This is a genomic window from Pseudomonas fluorescens (assembly GCF_902497875.1).
In the GTDB taxonomy this organism is placed as follows: Bacteria; Pseudomonadota; Gammaproteobacteria; order Pseudomonadales; family Pseudomonadaceae; genus Aquipseudomonas; species Aquipseudomonas fluorescens_BR.
On record NZ_CABVHY010000012.1, the window covers coordinates 135,335 to 152,235 of the forward strand.

Annotated in this window: 15 protein-coding genes; 7 read left to right on the plus strand and 8 right to left on the minus strand. The window is 59.1% G+C overall.

Annotation, left to right across the window (positions count from 1 at the left end; translation table 11 throughout):
• Nucleotides 1-131 precede the first annotated feature (131 nt).
• The 7 genes from F8N85_RS14100 to F8N85_RS34980 all read left to right on the plus strand — a co-directional run bounded on the left by F8N85_RS14100 (nt 132) and on the right by F8N85_RS34980 (nt 6,521).
• On the plus strand, nt 132-725 hold the full coding sequence (locus F8N85_RS14100) for a fasciclin domain-containing protein (RefSeq protein WP_150804208.1): 594 nt from the start codon (nt 132-134) through the stop codon (nt 723-725).
• Between the two features lie 58 nt (nt 726-783).
• On the plus strand, nt 784-1,428 hold the full coding sequence (locus F8N85_RS14105) for an RNA polymerase sigma factor (protein ID WP_150804209.1): 645 nt from the start codon (nt 784-786) through the stop codon (nt 1,426-1,428).
• Nucleotides 1,425-2,006: an anti-sigma factor domain-containing protein gene (locus tag F8N85_RS14110; RefSeq protein WP_150804210.1), complete on the plus strand. Its 582-nt coding sequence runs from the start codon at nt 1,425-1,427 to the stop codon at nt 2,004-2,006. Before F8N85_RS14105 ends, F8N85_RS14110 begins: the two co-directional genes overlap by 4 nt.
• 517 nt (nt 2,007-2,523) lie before the next feature.
• Nucleotides 2,524-2,796, plus strand: coding sequence for a hypothetical protein (locus F8N85_RS14115; RefSeq protein ID WP_150804211.1), 273 nt, complete (start codon nt 2,524-2,526; stop codon nt 2,794-2,796).
• Between the two features lie 501 nt (nt 2,797-3,297).
• Nucleotides 3,298-4,335: an RHS repeat-associated core domain-containing protein gene (locus F8N85_RS14120; RefSeq protein ID WP_150804212.1), complete on the plus strand. Its 1,038-nt coding sequence runs from the start codon at nt 3,298-3,300 to the stop codon at nt 4,333-4,335.
• Nucleotides 4,336-4,747: 412 nt separating this feature from the next.
• Nucleotides 4,748-5,236: a DUF3757 domain-containing protein gene (locus F8N85_RS14125; RefSeq protein WP_150804213.1), complete on the plus strand. Its 489-nt coding sequence runs from the start codon at nt 4,748-4,750 to the stop codon at nt 5,234-5,236.
• Nucleotides 5,237-5,465: 229 nt separating this feature from the next.
• Nucleotides 5,466-6,521, plus strand: a complete 1,056-nt coding sequence (locus F8N85_RS34980) for an RHS repeat-associated core domain-containing protein (RefSeq protein WP_224795687.1) — start codon at nt 5,466-5,468, stop codon at nt 6,519-6,521.
• Between the two features lie 108 nt (nt 6,522-6,629).
• Here F8N85_RS34980 and fdhA read toward each other — a convergent pair whose 3' ends face one another.
• The 8 genes from fdhA to F8N85_RS14170 form a co-directional block, all read right to left on the minus strand.
• A complete protein-coding gene (gene fdhA, locus F8N85_RS14135; RefSeq protein ID WP_150804214.1) occupies nt 6,630-7,829 on the minus strand; it encodes a formaldehyde dehydrogenase, glutathione-independent in 1,200 nt (399 codons plus the stop codon).
• A gap of 226 nt (nt 7,830-8,055) precedes the next feature.
• Nucleotides 8,056-8,913 carry a formyltetrahydrofolate deformylase gene (gene purU, locus F8N85_RS14140; RefSeq protein WP_150804215.1) on the minus strand — a complete coding sequence of 286 codons (858 nt, stop codon included), beginning with the start codon at nt 8,911-8,913 and terminating at the stop codon, nt 8,056-8,058.
• Between the two features lie 211 nt (nt 8,914-9,124).
• Nucleotides 9,125-9,757: a sarcosine oxidase subunit gamma gene (locus F8N85_RS14145; RefSeq protein WP_150804216.1), complete on the minus strand. Its 633-nt coding sequence runs from the start codon at nt 9,755-9,757 to the stop codon at nt 9,125-9,127.
• A 207-nt stretch (nt 9,758-9,964) separates the two neighbouring features.
• On the minus strand, nt 9,965-12,982 hold the full coding sequence (locus F8N85_RS14150; protein WP_150804217.1) for a sarcosine oxidase subunit alpha: 3,018 nt from the start codon (nt 12,980-12,982) through the stop codon (nt 9,965-9,967).
• Nucleotides 12,979-13,305 carry a sarcosine oxidase subunit delta gene (locus F8N85_RS14155; protein ID WP_150804218.1) on the minus strand — a complete coding sequence of 109 codons (327 nt, stop codon included), beginning with the start codon at nt 13,303-13,305 and terminating at the stop codon, nt 12,979-12,981. The genes F8N85_RS14150 and F8N85_RS14155 overlap by 4 nt, the downstream gene beginning before the upstream one ends.
• 14 nt (nt 13,306-13,319) lie before the next feature.
• Nucleotides 13,320-14,570, minus strand: a complete 1,251-nt coding sequence (locus F8N85_RS14160; protein WP_150804258.1) for a sarcosine oxidase subunit beta — start codon at nt 14,568-14,570, stop codon at nt 13,320-13,322.
• Nucleotides 14,571-14,593: 23 nt separating this feature from the next.
• On the minus strand, nt 14,594-15,847 hold the full coding sequence (glyA, locus tag F8N85_RS14165) for a serine hydroxymethyltransferase (RefSeq protein ID WP_150804219.1): 1,254 nt from the start codon (nt 15,845-15,847) through the stop codon (nt 14,594-14,596).
• A 236-nt stretch (nt 15,848-16,083) separates the two neighbouring features.
• Nucleotides 16,084-16,821 (minus strand): TraX family protein, encoded by a 738-nt coding sequence (locus F8N85_RS14170; RefSeq protein WP_224795688.1) that lies wholly within the window; start codon nt 16,819-16,821, stop codon nt 16,084-16,086.
• Nucleotides 16,822-16,901: the final 80 nt, after the last annotated feature.

Below are 16,901 nucleotides of genomic sequence, written 5' to 3' on the forward strand. Positions count from 1 at the left end.
CCAGTGTCCAGTGCGTTGCCTCAACCAGCCGAAAAATAGTTCCCATGCCCTGCATCCAGTGTTCCCTCGCCTGCGTATATCAAGCACGGACAGACACTCCTGGCCGATTCTTCCCCATGAGGATCATCACCATGAAACGCACTTCGATTAAAACTCCATTGATCACCAGCCTGCTGACCCTGGCCCTTTCCTGCGGCCTGACGCTGAGCAGCGCACACGCCGCGGACCCGCGCCATGACAGCGTGATCGTCGGCGGCCAGAGCATGATGCCGAGCAAAGACATCATCGATAACGCCGTCAACTCAGCCGACCACACCACCCTGGTCGCCGCCGTGAAAGCCGCTGGGCTGGTCGATACCCTCAAAGGCAAAGGCCCGTTCACCGTGTTCGCACCGGTCAACTCGGCGTTCGCCGCCCTGCCCGCCGGCACCGTCGACAGCCTGCTGAAACCGGAAAACAAAACCACCCTGACCCATATCCTCACCTACCACGTGGTGCCCGGTAAGCTCGACATGACGGAGTTGAGCAAGCGCATCAAGGCCGGTGGCGGCAAGGCAGAGCTTGCCACCGTCAGCGGCGGCAAGCTGTGGGTCATGATGAACGGCCCGCACAACATCGTGCTCAAGGATGAAAAAGGCGTCACCGCCGACATCACCACCTACGACGTGAACCAGTCCAACGGCGTGATCCAGGTGATCGACAAAGTGCTCATGCCGAAAAGCTGAGCATTCACCAGCGCCGGCCCTGCGCACCAGGGTCGGCGTTGGCCTGAGGACCTGGCCTGTGAATGGAACAACGGCGCGCCGTGAACTAACCTCTGCCTGCAATCGGCACCGCACGCAGTCAAGCGCCGCTACCTCGATTGCCCGGAGAACCGTCATTTCCACCGACGACGCTGATCAGCTCAGACAGCTTCTGGCCCAGTGTTCACTGGGCGACCGTCGCGCGTTTGAGACCCTCTACCACCGCGCTGCCCCGCGTTTGCACGGTGTCGCATTGCGCTTTATGGGGCGTCGCGATCTGGCCGAAGACGTGCTGCAAGAGAGCTTCGTGCGGATCTGGAACAACGCTTCCCGTTACCAGCCGCAACTGTCGGCGCCATTGACCTGGATGATCAACATCACCCGCAATCAGGCCGTCGACCAGCTGCGCAAGCATCGCGAGCGGCCCTTGAACGAGCTTGAGGAACAGGCGTTGGTGGATGAGGGCCCATCGGCCCATGACCTGTTGAGTCGTGCGCGTGAGGCCAGCGCTTTGAACCGCTGCCTGGAACACCTGGAAGGCATGCAGCGCCAATCGATCACTATCGCCTACTTTCAGGGCCTGTCGTGCGCTGAATTGGCCGAACAGCTGGCCGCGCCGCTGGGCTCGGTCAAATCCTGGATCCGTCGCGGCATGGAGCGCCTGCGCAGGTGCCTTGAAACATGAACTACCAAACCCCCAGCCTGCGCAGTGAACTGGCCCAGTGGCAGGAAAGCCTGGCTACCCTGAACGAGCCACTGGTCGAAGAACCGGTGCCGGATCACGTGTGGCAGGCCATCACCGCACGGATCGAGCCGCCGCAATTACATGCGCCTGAAAAACGCTCGTTCTGGAATTGGCTGCGCGTCACTGCGATGGTGTGTTCGCTGCTGGTGGCCGTAACCCTGGGCATCATCTACAACCGCGACGACGCCCGTTACAGCGCCACCCTGCTCAGCGCTACCGAGCAACCGGCGTTGCGGATCCAGGCCCATGACGACTACCTGCAAGTCGAACTGCTGACACTCGCCGCCGTCGATCCGGGCCGCAGCCTGGAACTCTGGGCCATCAAGCCTGACGGCAAACCGATTTCCCTCGGCGTACTGCCGGCCGGGGGGAACGGCCGGGTCAGCCTGAGCGAAGATCAGCAAGCCTTGCTCGACACTCCGATTGCACTGGCGGTCAGCCTTGAGCCACAAGGCGGCTCGCCGACCGGGCAACCGACCGGGCCGGTGTTGTATCAGGGGCAATTGGTGGCGTTGTAAACCCCATGAGGAAGCAGCCTGTCAGTCAACACAATCTCCAGACTGGCAGCTCATTGTGGTTAGACGCGGTCAACTGTGGGAGCGTGGCTTGCCCGCGAAGAACGATGACGCGCATTACCTGACACACCGCTGTGGCTGGTTTTGGGGCTGCTTCGCAGCCCAGCGGGGGCAAGCCCCCTCGCCACAGGGGATTGTGTTCGGCACAAGTCTTACACTTATCTCGGAAATCCCCTCACGCTCGCGCCTTGCACCGTTCGAAGCATGAAGCTTATAGTCCGCCCGTCGCCCACATGGCGACCGGGTTTGGCGACCTGACGAATATATGGTCAAAAGCTTCCTGCTTTTTTGACAGGATCTTTTGCACCCGCAAAGCTGCGTTATGGCGGCTGTGCGCGGGAGACCTTCGGGTCTGCCGGTTTTTTCCGTGTGTTCCCGGTTCGCCAACCTGCGTACAGCTGCCACCCTTTCGTTTGGCGACGATTGAGTGGTGGCCCTAACCGAATCGCGGAGCTTCCTTATGAACCGATACATGCCCATCACCGGAATCGACAACGACTTCCACTCCCTGCTCATCGACACCCAAGCCCCACTCGACGTCCTGCACGACACCGCCGCCTACCGCATCCTCGCCGTGACCCAACTGCTGGAAAACCTCGCCCTGCGCGAAGAAATCCATTCCGACACCATAGTCCTCCACGACTTCGCCCGAGTCCTGGCCATCCCCCTGCGCGACGGCTGCGACCTGATGGACGTGATCGGACGGCGATTGCAGACGCAGGCGTCCTCATAAACAAAAATGGGCGACATCATGGTCGCCCTTTTTGTAGCCGATGACGGATAGTCCGTTGATAGTCAGTCTTTTTCAGACTCCCAATTCTTTTTTGAGCCAGTCAACCGTCTATCCGAAAGCGCTGACATAACGACGCTATCTGTAATTTCTGACAGTAGACGAAACATTGCCCGGAATTTATAACTTTATCGACAGGCTCTATTTTTTGCGTGATCAATAACAAGGATATAATGATGGCCATCTTTGAATACACTGCCTACGCGAAGGACCACACTCACAAAACCGTATATGGCGAAGTAGTGGCAAATACGTTCAAAGAAGCAGAAACGAAAATCAAAACCCTCTATTCCTACCCAATAGAAACTAAGTTGTCCCTAATCCTCGATGAACCTATAAAAATCAGAAAACCCGCATACCCTAGCAGTTCTGCTAGTAGGCAGCGCCGGCCAATTGCGCGAGAGTAGTAGCCTGAATCGACGGACCTTTCAGGGAACCCACCCCATGCCGACGAACCGCGAAACCCTGCTCTGCCGCTACCACTATGATCCACTGGATCGCCTGGCCGCTTGCACACTATCAAAGCAGGCAAGCACCCAGCGCTTCTACCTGAAAACCCGCCTGGCCACCGAGATTCGAGACCAAGTGCGCCATTCGATCTTCCAGCACGAGGATCAACTGCTGGCGCAACAACAGCGCCTGGGCAGCACCACTGAAACCACCTTGCTCGCCACCGATCAACAACGCTCGGTCTTGAATGCACTCGACGCGACACGGCCCCATCCCCTCGCCTACACACCCTACGGCCATCGCCCACCGGAAAACGGCTTGCTCAGCCTGCTCGGCTTCAACGGCGAACAGCCGGACCCGGTGACCGGGCATTACTTGTTGGGTAATGGTTATCGCGCGTTTAACCCCGTGTTGATGCGCTTCAACAGCCCGGACAATATGAGCCCGTTTGGCAAGGGCGGGTTGAATCCCTATGCGTATGCCTTGGGGGATCCGATAAACGGCACAGACCCTACGGGGCATTGGACCTTCAGGGGAATATGGGGATCTATCAAGGGAGTATTTGGATTCGGAAAATCATCTCGTGCAACTAACACCACTCAAAAATTCGAGACTACTCCGCCAAAAAACAATAACCCTGCTAGCACACATCCTTCGCCCCCCCAAGTACTGCGGCCTTCACAAAGTCAGGATGCAATGTCTCCACAGGTCAAAACCTTAGCGTCTAATTCCCAAATAAGCGGCAAAAAAACAGGCTCCCGGCCATTCTCTGAAAGCCAATCATCACTCACAACCGGCTTAGCAAAACGCGACGCCGCTCCGTCAGCCGCCCCGCCCACGGGGACTACTGAACCAATGACCCGCATAACCGCTTATAGCCTTGGAACCGGAGAAGAAACAACTTTCCCGATAACTATAAAACAACGAAACCTCTATCGGAGCCTGGCAGACGCTGGATTATCGGCTGTCAAGGTTACTGAAATTGTCAGAAAGGGGACAGGTCTTCCTGAAGGCTATCTATATAGGCCGTAGATAAAAAAAGCGGACATATCTATTTATTGCAAATTCGCTGCACCCTTGTAGGGCTAATAATCCGCGGCCTTGCAAATCTTCCTTCCGAGCCGGGGCATCGCAACGCCTTTCGAGTAGATGTCAGTACCGACGCCGTCGTCCTCCAGGATGTCGCCCAACTCCCGGCAATTCCTTGCGTGACGGCTGCGACTTGCTCGATGTCATCGAACGGCGATTGCAGAAACAAGCGACAATGGGCGGCTAAACGTGACCCAACTTAAATAGTCCTCCCAACGCCTCTTATCCGCAAAATTTTTATAAATGTGGAAAGCGTAATTTCAAATCGACATAAATAACTGTCAGATTTGACAGTAGGCATATCCAGGCATAGCCGCGAGCATGGACACTCAAAATACGTAACGGAGTACACATAATGCGGATGAAACTTATTGCCAGCCTATTTACTACCATGGCCATGGCGGGTAACGTCTACGCTGCAACAACCACCTGCCCTGAAGTCGCCGATATAAAACAACTCAAGGATGAGAGCGACGGTGGTTATTTGTATAGCGCGCCTGGACCGGGGAAATTTATATGGGTTGGCTCAAACCCCTATGCTGAGGAGGACCATCTAAAGACTTTCAAATTCACCGGTGCGTTGTATCGAGACATCAGTTCGGAAGGTAATAGCTTTGTGGTCTCCTGTGATTATGAAGGGGAAGAGTGGTTCGCCTTCGCAAGGCTGACGTTGTACTCATTCAAAGACTGGAAGCCAGCTCCGGACACACGCTGGACAGTCGCCGAAAAGAACGCTCCAATTGCTTACAGGAAAACCAAGCAAGTACAAACATGCGAATCAGGCGCAGAACAGAAGTGTGCATTTGAATACTCCTCGTTAACGCCCGTGCGCGATACCAAATGACCAACATATGCTTTGTTGAACGATTCTGAGCACTGACAATGAAAAACGGCGACCCAAAGGTCGCCGTTCTGTTTTGCTTTGCCGGCCATGCGAACCACGTCCATCGGGGAGTTGAGCACATTGGTTGGGGCTTCCTCTTAAACACCTAGCAGTTCTGCTAGTAGGCAACTCGGGTCGATTGCGCCACAGTGAAATCCTGAATCGACGGATCTTTCAGGGAACCGACACCATGCCAACGAACCGCGAAACCCTGCTCTGCCGCTATCACTACGACCCACTGGATCGCCTGGCCGCTTGCACGCTATCGAAGCAGTCGAAGCAGTCGAAGCAGTCGAAGCAGTCGAAGCAGTCGAGCATCCAGCGCTTCTACCTAAAAAACCGCTTGGCCACCGAGATTAAAGACTCGGTGCAGCGCTCGATTTTTCAGCATGACGATCAACTGCTAGCGCAACAACAACGCCTGGGCGGCACCGCTGAAACCACCCTGCTCGCCACAGATCAACAACGCTCGGTATTGAACGCACTCGATGCGACGCCGCCTCATTCCCTTGCCTATACACCCTACGGCCATCGCCCACCCGAAAACGGTTTACTCAGCCTGCTCGGTTTCAACGGCGAACGGCCGGACCCGGTGACCGGGCATTATTTGTTGGGCAATGGCTATCGGGCGTTTAACCCGGTGTTGATGCGGTTCAACAGCCCGGACAGTTGGAGTCCGTTTGGGGAGGGTGGGTTGAATGCGTATGCGTATTGCGCGGGGGATCCGGTAAATCGTCGAGATCCAACGGGCCATTCCAATTGGCTAATTAGCATTTTCAAAGGAGTTGGAAACAGGCTGGGATTCAGAACTCCTGCTAGCGCCCGACGTCTAGCGATCGATACTTCAGGCTCTGCAGAAAACGCGCCGAGGCAGACTGTCTCTAATGCCCCCACTACCATTGTTGATCCCCCGCCAGCCTATAGTCCTCCTCGTCGCCGTGCTTCAGTCGAATCCAGATCTGATGATGTACTGGCATCTGTTGACGAAAATCGTTTGTTAGAAGAAATCAGGCGTCTGGAAAGCTCGGCGTCAATACAACGTAGCATTCTCAACGACATTGCCAATGGTTATTTGCCTACTACAAGCGAGGCACATCATCAAAGGGTCAGAACCTGGCAATATACAGAAAGAGATATTGCACAACTCAGACAACGAATCCCTCCTCCAAATTACGAGGAAGCCCTCAACACCCCAGCTCCTGAAGTTCCACCGACTTATAACTGGGCAACAAGAAACGCAAAATGAGCAACTTGTAATGATTAAGATTTTCACGACTTAGCACGCAATGAACAACTCACGCACCTGAACAAAAAAGGGCGACATTAAGTCGCCCTCTTCTTTAATCTAAGAACATTACGCCGCACTAAACAACTTATGCGGATCAATCACAAACTTCTTCGGCACGCCCGCATCGAACTCGCCGTAGCCACGTGGCGCATCATCAAGGCTGATAACTTCAACACCGACGATGTCAGCAATATGGATGCGGTCCCACATGATGGCTTGCATCAGCTGGCGGTTGTACTTCATCACTGGTGTCTGGCCGGTGTGGAAGCTGTGGGATTTGGCCCAGCCCAGACCGAAGCGGATGCTCAGGCTGCCCATTTTTGCGGCGGCGTCGACAGCACCTGGATCTTCAGTGACATAGAGGCCGGGGATGCCGATTTTGCCGGCTACGCGGACTACGCCCATCAGCGAGTTGAGCACGGTGGCCGGTGCTTCGTGTTTCACGCCGTCATGGCCGTGACCGCGCGCTTCGAAGCCTACGGCGTCGACGGCGCAATCCACTTCAGGCTCGCCTAACAATGCAGCGATCTGTTCGTGCAGCGGGGTGTCCAGGGACAGGTCGGCGATTTCGAAGCCCTGGGCCTTGGCGTGGGCCAGGCGGACTGTGTTGACGTCACCGATGATCACCACCGCGGCGCCCAACAGGCGAGCGGATGCGGCAGCCGCCAGACCGACCGGGCCGGCGCCAGCGATGTACACGGTGCTGCCCGGGCCAACGCCCGCGGTCACTGCGCCGTGGTAGCCGGTCGGCAGGATGTCGGAGAGGCAGGTCAGGTCACGGATTTTTTCCATGGCCTTGTCGCGATCAGGGAGTTTCAGCAGGTTGAAGTCGGCATACGGCACCATCGCGTATTCGGCCTGGCCACCGGTCCAGTCGCCCATGTCGACATAACCATAGGCACCGCCGGGACGTGCCGGGTTAACGCTCAGGCAGACGCCGGTGTGCTGTTCTTTGCACGAACGGCAGCGGCCGCAGGCAACGTTGAACGGCACCGACACCAGGTCGCCGATCTGCAGGTTCTCGACATCACGGCCCTTCTCGATCACTTCACCGGTGATCTCGTGGCCCAGGACCAGGCCGGTCTGGGCGGTGGTGCGGCCGCGCACCATGTGCTGATCGGAACCACAGATGTTGGTAGACACCACGCGCAGGATGACAGCGTGTTCGATCTTCCTGCCGCGCGGGTCCTGCATTTTGGGATAGTCGATTCTCTGTACTTCGACCTGGCCATTGCCGAGATACACGACACCACGATTACCAGACATGCTTTCACCTCGCTGTTGTTTTTATGTAGCGGTCGCGTTGCCATGGAGCGGCAGCGCGTTGATTGCTTGGGTTATTGCCTGTGTGTTCTTGGGTTGTTTGGGAGGGCCTCATCGCGAGCAAGCTCGCTCCCACAGTGGATCTTTGGTGTGTATGAGATTTGTGTACTCACACAAATCCCTGTGGGAGCGGGCTTGCTCGCGATGGGCTGCGCAGCAGCCCCAAGATCTAAAGAACGACAGTACGATTCGCGTTGAGAAACACCCTTCGCTCAATGTGGTATCCCACCGCCCGCGCCAACGTCAGCCCTTCGATATCCCGCCCTTTGGCGATCAAGTCTTCGGGGTAATGACTGTGATCCACCACTTCCACGCCCTGGGCGATGATCGGGCCTTCGTCCAGGTCGTTGTTGATGTAGTGCGCGGTGGCACCCACCAGTTTCACGCCTTTGTTGTAGGCCTGGTGGTAGGGCTTGGCGCCTTTGAAACCAGGCAGCAGGGAGTGATGGATGTTGATCGCCTTGCCGTCGAGTTTGCGGCACAGCTCCGGCGACAGCACTTGCATGTAGCGGGCAAGGATCACCAGTTCGGCGCCGGACTCTTCGATGACCTGCCAGACCTGACGCTCTTGCGATGGCTTGTCGTTCGGGTCCAGCGGGAAATGGTAGTAGGGAATCTGGTGCCAGTCGGCCAGCGGCTTGAGGTCCGGGTGGTTGGAGACCACCGCGACCACGTCCATGGACAATTGGCCGATGCGCTGGCGGTAGAGCAAGTCGTTGAGGCAGTGATCGGCCTTGGAGACCATGATCACCACTTTTGGCCGGTGGTGCGGCGGGGTCAGTTCGAAGATCATGCCAAAAGCGTCGGTGCGCTCGGCGAGACCGGCGCGGAAGGCCTGTTCGTCAAAGCCGTCGGGCTGACGGAATTCCACGCGAATGAAGAAGCGGCCGGAAAGCCGATCATCGAAGGAATGGTGCTCGGTGACGTAGCAACCCTGTTCGAACAGAAAACGGGTCACCGCATCCACGGTGCCGAGGACGCTAGGGCAGTCGGCGGTCAGAATCCATGTGTCTGGGGCGCGGCTCATAGTGCGGTGACTCCTGTTCGAAAATACCTACGCAACCAAGGGTCGGCAGTGATATCTGTGGCGAGGGGGCTTGCCCCCGTTCGGCTGCGTAGCAGTCGTAAAACCATCCAACGCGTTTCGTCAGAGAAAACACAGTCACCGGTTTTGGGCCCGCTTCGCGGTCCAGCGGGGGCAAGCCCCCTCGCCACAACAAGCCCGGCGCTAGACCGCGTCAGGCCTGGACGCTAAGCCCGTATTCAGCCGCCGCATCCTGCAACCACAGCCACCAGTAATCGGCAAAGCTGCGACGAATCACCAGTTCCCAAGTGTCTTCAGCGGTGTGACGGATCACCAGTTGCGACTTGGCGAACACTGTGCCGACGGCTTTGCCCACCGGGAAGTTGTTGGGGTGCACGTCGTAGCTGGTGGACTTCATCAGCACTTCGCGGACTTTCGGGCCGCTCAGTTCGAGCAGCTGTTGGCCGCCGCTGACGTTGACGATGGAGATGTGCAGAGCACCCAGCGCTTCACGGAGTTTTTTCTCGGCAGCGAATTCTTCACCGGTCGGCACGATCAGCAGCCATTCATCCGGCCCCATCCATTGCAGGCTGGTTTCGCCCTTGGCGACGACGGTCAGGGCCACGGGCAGTTCCAGGCCCAGGGCCTTGTGCACGCCAGCGGCGAACGCTGGATCATGGCCGTCGCCACGAATGGTCAGGTGGCCGAGGAGTTTCTTGTCACGCACGGTAACACCGGCGTTTTTGCGGCCCTTGCCCACCAGGCTGGCGAGGTCTGCGTGATGCAGCGGCGACTCGGCCTTGGCCCCGGTGGTTGGGCGTTGTGGGTAAACATTGGCTGCGGTCATAAAGCACCTGTCTTGAATTCTGTTGGTTCCGGCTCTTGTGGTGGCAACTCTGCCGTCATCGCGAGCAAGCTCGCTCCCACATTGGATTGATGCCTGACACAAACTTTCCTGGCGACTTCAATCCTGTGGGAGCGAGCTTGCTCCGGGCGGCGTTCCGACGATGAAGACACCGCGGTGCAACTGCCCGCCCCAAAGGACCCGAGGCCATTAAATGTTCTGGCGATCACCCTTGGGATCGAAGAACACCGAAGAAACGATTTCCGCCTCGATCACGCTGCCGTCGGCCAGCGGTGCGAACACGCGCTCACCGATACGCTTCAAGCCGCCCTTCACCACGCCCATGGCAAACGAATAGCCCAAGGAGTTGTGCAGGTAGCTGGAGGTCACGTGACCGACCATGCTCATCGGGATCGCTTGCTTGGTGTTGAACACCAGCTGCGCGCCTTCAGGCAGCCACTTGGTCGGGTCGATCGGTTTCAGGCCCACCAACTGCTTGCGTTGATCACGCACGCAGTCTTCACGGTTCATGCCGCGCCAGCCGATCCACGAGAACGGTTTGGTCCGGCCAACGCACCAGCCCATGTTCAGGTCGTCCGGGGTCATCGAGCTGTCGGTGTCCTGGCCGACGATGATGAAGCCCTTCTCGGCCCGCAGTACGTGCATGGTTTCGGTGCCGTACGGCGTCAGGTTGTACTTTTTGCCGGCCTCGACGATTTTCTCGAGCACGCCCATGGCGTAGTCGGCCTGCACGTTGACTTCGTAGGACAGCTCACCGGTGAACGAGATCCGGAACACCCGCGCCGGCACACCGCCAACCAGACCTTCTTTCCAGGTCATGAACGGGAAGCCGTCCTTGTCCAGGTCGATGTCGGTGACTTCGCTGAGCAGCTTGCGGCTGTTCGGCCCGGACAGGGTCATGGTCGCCCAGTGGTCGGTGACCGAGGTGAAGTACACCTTGAGGTCTGGCCATTCGGTCTGCTGGTAGATTTCCAGCCATTGCAGCACGCGCGCAGCGCCGCCGGTGGTGGTGGTCATCACGAAGTGGTTGTCCGCCAGACAGGCCGTAACGCCGTCGTCGAAGACCATGCCGTCTTCTTTGCACATCAAGCCATAACGGGCCTTGCCCACATCGAGCTTGGTCCAGGCGTTGGTGTAGACGCGGTTGAGGAACTCCCGCGCATCCGGGCCCTGGATATCGATCTTGCCCAGGGTCGACGCATCGAGCAGGCCGACACTGTCGCGCACGGCTTTGCATTCGCGTTTGACGGCGGTGTGCAGGTCTTCACCGTTTTTCGGGAAGTACCATGGACGCTTCCACTGGCCGACGTCTTCGAACTCGGCGCCGTTTTTCACGTGCCAGGCTTGCAGCGCGGTGTAGCGCACTGGCTCGAAGATGTGCCCGCAGTGACGACCGGCTACCGCGCCGAAGGTCACCGGCGTGTAGTTCGGGCGGAACATGGTGGTGCCCATTTGCGGGATGGTCACGTTCAGTGAACGCGCCGCAATGGCCAGACCGTTGACGTTGCCCAGTTTGCCCTGGTCGGTACCGAAGCCCAGTGCGGTGTAGCGCTTGACGTGTTCGACCGATTCGAAACCTTCGCGGGTCGCCAGTTCGATGGCGGCGGCGGTGACGTCGTTCTGCAGGTCGACGAATTGCTTCGGCGCCCGTGCGGTGGCTTTTTCGTGAGGCACCTGGAACAGCGCCAGGGTTGGCTCTTCCAAACGGCTGAGGGCTTTTGGCAGCACGCCTTCGACCGCTTTGAAGCCGGCTTCGCTGGCGGCGCGCACGCCGCCTTCAAAACCGTCGGCCAAGGTGTCGCCGAGGCTGTACACGCCATTCACGCCGCCGACGCACACGCGTTTCTGCGGTGCTTCGCCCGGTACGAAACCGAGGATGTCTTCACGCCAGATCGGCTTGCCGCCCAAGTGCGAAGCCAGGTGAACCACCGGGCTGTAGCCGCCGGAGCTGGCCACCAGGTCGCAATCCAGCCATTCGCCAGGACTGGTCACGGTGTGGGCTTTGACATCGATGGCGGCAACGCGAACCGCGGTCACGTGTTTGCTGCCGCGCGCTTCAATCACTGCGCTGCCGGTCAGGATGCGGATGCCTTTGGCCCGTGCTTCTTCTACCAGCGCGCCGCGAGGATTGCTCCGTGCGTCGGCGATGGCCACCACTTGCAGGCTGGCGTCGAGCCAGTCCAGCGCCACGCGATAGGCGTGATCGTTGTTGGTGGAGAGCACGAGTTTTTTGCCCGGTGCTACGCCGTAACGACGCACATAAGTCGAGACTGCGCCAGCCAGCATGTTGCCCGGCACGTCGTTGTTGCCGTAGACCAGTGGACGCTCATGGGCGCCGGTCGCCAGCACCACGCGCTTGGCGCGAACCCGGTGGATGCGCTGACGGACTTGACCGATCGGTGCGCGGTCGCCTAGGTGATCGGTGAGCCGCTCGTGAATGGTCAGGAAGTTATGGTCGTGGTAGCCGTTGACCGTGGCGCGGGGCAACAGCACCACGTCCGGCAGGGATTTGAGCTCAGCGATGACGCTGGCGACCCATTCGGTGGCCGGTTTGCCGTCGAGGCTTTCGCGGGAGTCGAGCAGGCTGCCGCCGAACTCTTCCTGTTCATCCGCCAGAATCACCCGGGCGCCGCTGCGCGCGGCTGCCAATGCTGCGGCCAGGCCTGCGGGACCAGCGCCGACGATCAGCACGTCGCAATGACGGTTCATGTAGTCGTAGGTGTCCGGATCGTTCTCGGTCGGCGAACGACCGAGACCCGCGGCCTTACGAATGTACTTCTCGTAGGTCATCCAGAACGATTGCGGGTACATGAAGGTTTTGTAGTAGAAGCCCGGCGGCATCAGCTTGCCGCCGACCTTGCCGAGAATCCCCATCATGTCGTTGTTGACGCTCGGCCAGCCGTTGGTGCTGGTGGCGACCAGGCCTTGATACAGCGCTTGTTGAGTAGCGCGCACGTTAGGGATTTGCGTGGCTTCGGTGGCACCGATCTGCAGCACCGCGTTCGGCTCTTCGGCACCGGCGGCGAAGATGCCGCGCGGCCGGGAGTATTTGAAGCTGCGACCGATGATGTCGACACCGTTGGCCAGCAAGGCTGCGGCCAGGGTGTCGCCTTCGAAGCCTTTGTAGCTCTGGCCGTTGAAGGTGAAGCTCAGGACTTTGTTGCGGTCGATCCGGCCGCCGTTGGACAGACGATTGATCTGGCTCATACCTTCTCTCCCAGACCAGTGACGACTTTCGTCGTTTCTGTCTTGCCGGTGAATTGTGGCTTGGTACCGATCTTGTAGGTTTCAAGAATCTCGTAGGTCACGGTATCGCGGGTGGCGTTGAAGTACTGACGGCAACCGGCGACGTGGTCCCACAGTTCGTGGTGCAACCCGCGTGGGTTGTCACGGAAGAACATGTAGTCGCCCCACTCCTCGTCGGTGCAGGTGTTCGGATCCAGTGGGCGCGGGATGTGCGCCTGGCCGGATGCGTGGAATTCCTCTTCGGAGCGCAACTCGCCGCAGTGAGGACAGAAGATGTGCAACATAGGGATTTCTCCTGTTAGTGGGCGACAGCTGCAGCGCCGTGTTCGTCGATCAACGCACCGTTGTGGAAACGGTCGATGGAGAATGGAGCGGCCAATGGGTGCATTTCACCCTTGGCCAGGCTGGCGGCAAACACGTTGCCCGAGCCAGGGGTTGCCTTGAAGCCACCGGTCCCCCAGCCGCAGTTGAAGAACATGTTCGGCACCGGGGTTTTCGAGATGATCGGGCACGCATCCGGCGTGGTGTCGACGATGCCGCCCCACTGACGGTTCATGCGTACGCGCGACAGCACCGGGAACATCTCGACGATGGCCTGGATGGTGTGCTCGATCACCGGGTACGAACCACGCTGGCCATAGCCGTTGTAGCCGTCGATACCGGCGCCGATCACCAGGTCGCCCTTGTCGGACTGGCTGATGTAACCGTGCACGGCGTTGGACATGATCACGCTGTCGATAATCGGCTTGATCGGCTCGGACACCAGCGCTTGCAGCGGGTGGGATTCGATCGGCAGACGAAAACCGGCGATCTTGGCCATGTGCCCGGAGTTACCGGCAGTGACCACGCCGACGCGCTTGGCGCCGATGAAGCCCTTGTTGGTTTCCACACCGATGCACACGCCGTTTTCCTTGCGGAAGCCGATCACTTCGGTCTGTTGAATCAAGTCCACGCCCAGGGCATCGGCGGCACGGGCAAAACCCCAGGCCACGGCATCGTGACGGGCGACGCCGCCGCGACGCTGAACAGTCGCACCCATGATCGGGTAACGGGTGTTCTTTGAGCAATCCAGGTACGGGATCTCGTCCTCGACCTGCTTGGCGTTGAGCAGTTCGCCATCGACGCCATTGAGGCGGTTGGCGCTGACCCGACGCTCGGAATCACGAATATCCTGCAGGGTGTGGCACAGGTTGTAGACGCCACGCTGGGAGAACATCACGTTGTAGTTCAGGTCCTGGGACAGGCCTTCCCACAGTTTCATCGCGTGTTCGTACAGGTGCGCCGACTCGTCCCACAGGTAGTTGGAGCGAACGATGGTGGTGTTGCGCGCGGTGTTCCCGCCGCCCAGCCAGCCTTTTTCGACCACCGCCACGTTGGTGATGCCGTGTTCCTTGGCCAGGTAGTAGGCGGTCGCCAGACCATGCCCGCCACCGCCGACGATGACCACGTCGTAGACCTTTTTCGGGGTCGGCGTGCGCCACATCTTCTGCCAGTTTTCATGGTGGCTGAGGGAGTGCTTGAAGAGGCCGAAGCCCGAGTAGCGTTGCATAGTCATTTACTCCAAAACTGCTCTCAGCGGTAAACCGGGAAGTCCGCGCACAGGGCTGCCACATTCTTCGCCACATCGGCCTCGACATCGGCATCGCCGAGGTTGTCGAGGATGTCGCAGATCCAGCCGGCCAGCTCGACACACTGAGCGACTTTGAAGCCGCGAGTGGTGACCGCCGGGGTGCCGATACGCAGGCCCGAGGTGACGAACGGCGACTGTGGATCGTTCGGTACGGCGTTCTTGTTCACGGTGATGTGCGCGCGACCCAGAGCGGCGTCGGCTTCTTTACCGGTGAGACCCTGACGAATCAGGCTGACCAGGAACAGGTGGTTGTCGGTGCCGCCGGACACTACATCGTAGCCGCGTTTGATAAACACGCTGGCCATGGCCTGGGCGTTGTCGATCACTTGCTGCTGATAGGCCTTGAAGCCAGGCTCCAGCGCTTCTTTGAAGCACACCGCCTTACCGGCGATCACGTGCATCAGCGGGCCGCCCTGACCGCCGGGGAACACCGCGGCCTGGAGCTTTTTCTCAAGGTCCGGGTTGGCCTTGGCCAGGATCAGGCCACCACGTGGACCGCGCAGGGTTTTGTGGGTGGTGGTGGTGACCACGTCGGCGTACGGCAGCGGGTTCGGGTACAGACCGGCAGCCACCAGACCGGCGACGTGAGCCATGTCGACGAACAGGTAGGCGCCTACCTTGTCGGCAATCTGGCGGAAGCGCGGGAAATCCAGGGTCTTCGAGTAGGCGGAAAACCCGGCGATGATCATTTTCGGCTTGTGCTCGACCGCCATGCGTTCGACTTCGTCGTAATCGATCAGCCCGGTGACGGTGTCGATGCCGTACTGCACAGCGTTATAGAGCTTGCCGGAGAAGCTGACCTTGGCGCCGTGGGTCAGGTGACCACCGTGGGCCAGGCTCATGCCCAGTACGGTGTCGCCGGCCTGCAACAGGGCGAGGAATACCGCGGCGTTGGCCTGGCTGCCGGAATGCGGCTGGACGTTGGCGTAGTCGGCACCGAACAGCTGCTTGGCGCGTTCGATGGCCAGTGCCTCGACCTTGTCGACGTGTTCGCAACCGCCGTAGTAGCGCTTGCCCGGATAACCTTCGGCGTATTTGTTGGTCAGGCCGCTACCTTGCGCTTCCATGACGCGTTTGCTGGTGTAGTTTTCCGACGCGATCAGCTCGATGTGATCTTCCTGACGTTGCTCCTCGGCATTCATCGCCGCCAGCAGTGCATCGTCATAACCCTGGATTTGGTCTTGCTTGCTGAACATCGCGTCTCTCCCAGCGGCGGTGGTGCGCCATTCGTCTCGGTGAGGCCTCTGCCCTAAGACAGTGCCCTTTGGATGCGATGGTATGACCGGCGCAGACAGGCCAAATGCCCATGGGCGCCACGCAAAGGTGCGTTTACGACATGCCCTTTGTAGGAGCTGCCGCAGGCTGCGATCTTTTGATCTTTTAAAGAGCAAAGTCAAAAGATCGCAGCCTTCGGCAGCGGCCTACACAAGTGTCAGGCGATGAGTTCTCGTAAAGCCAAAAGCGCCAGGAAATGCACGGGATAGAGCGCATACGCCCAACGACGCATCGGCGGTGGCGAGCGCCGGCCCATATGCCGCAACAGCAGCAGGCCGATCAACGGTGCGACCAGACAAACGGTGATGCCGAGGATCGCCACGCTATTGCCATTAGCGACGCCGGGCAACAGGGTTTTCCATTGATTGGCCGCCAGGCACACCAGCCCCGGCAACAGGCTGAAATACCAGGGCCGTCGCAACACCAGCAGGGTGGCCAACGGCAGCAAGATCCCGAAGAAACCGAACATCAGTCGCTCAGGGAACAGCGCGGCCAACAGCAGCGCCGCCACGGCCATTAGCTGCGCCTGAGCCGTTCGATGCTGCCAGCCTCGCGCGACCAGCAGGCCCAGCATCAGGGTAGGCAGCACGTTGAGGGTGTCCGGGCGGGGAATGAACAGCCGATAGGGAATCTCGCTCACGACGCTAAACAGCAGGAGCCAACCCAGGTAACGCCATTGCCCATCGGCGCCCGGCCGGACAGCCCGGGCCAGATTGCACGCGATCGCCAGGCAGAACCAGGGAAACGCCAGGCGTCCGGGCACGAAAAGCACGTCGAGGCTCAAACCGACGTACCGCAGGTGATCGAGCACCATGCTCAACAGCGCCAGCCATTTGAGCAGATCCAGCGCACCGTCGCGGGCAGGTGTTTCAGGGTTCATGGAAGAGTCGCGCATAATCCCTCAAGCAGTTTGCATTTTTCCTACAGAAACTGGGCGTGTGCTACCCCGCCAATCTTGGGTAAAGTGCGCACCAT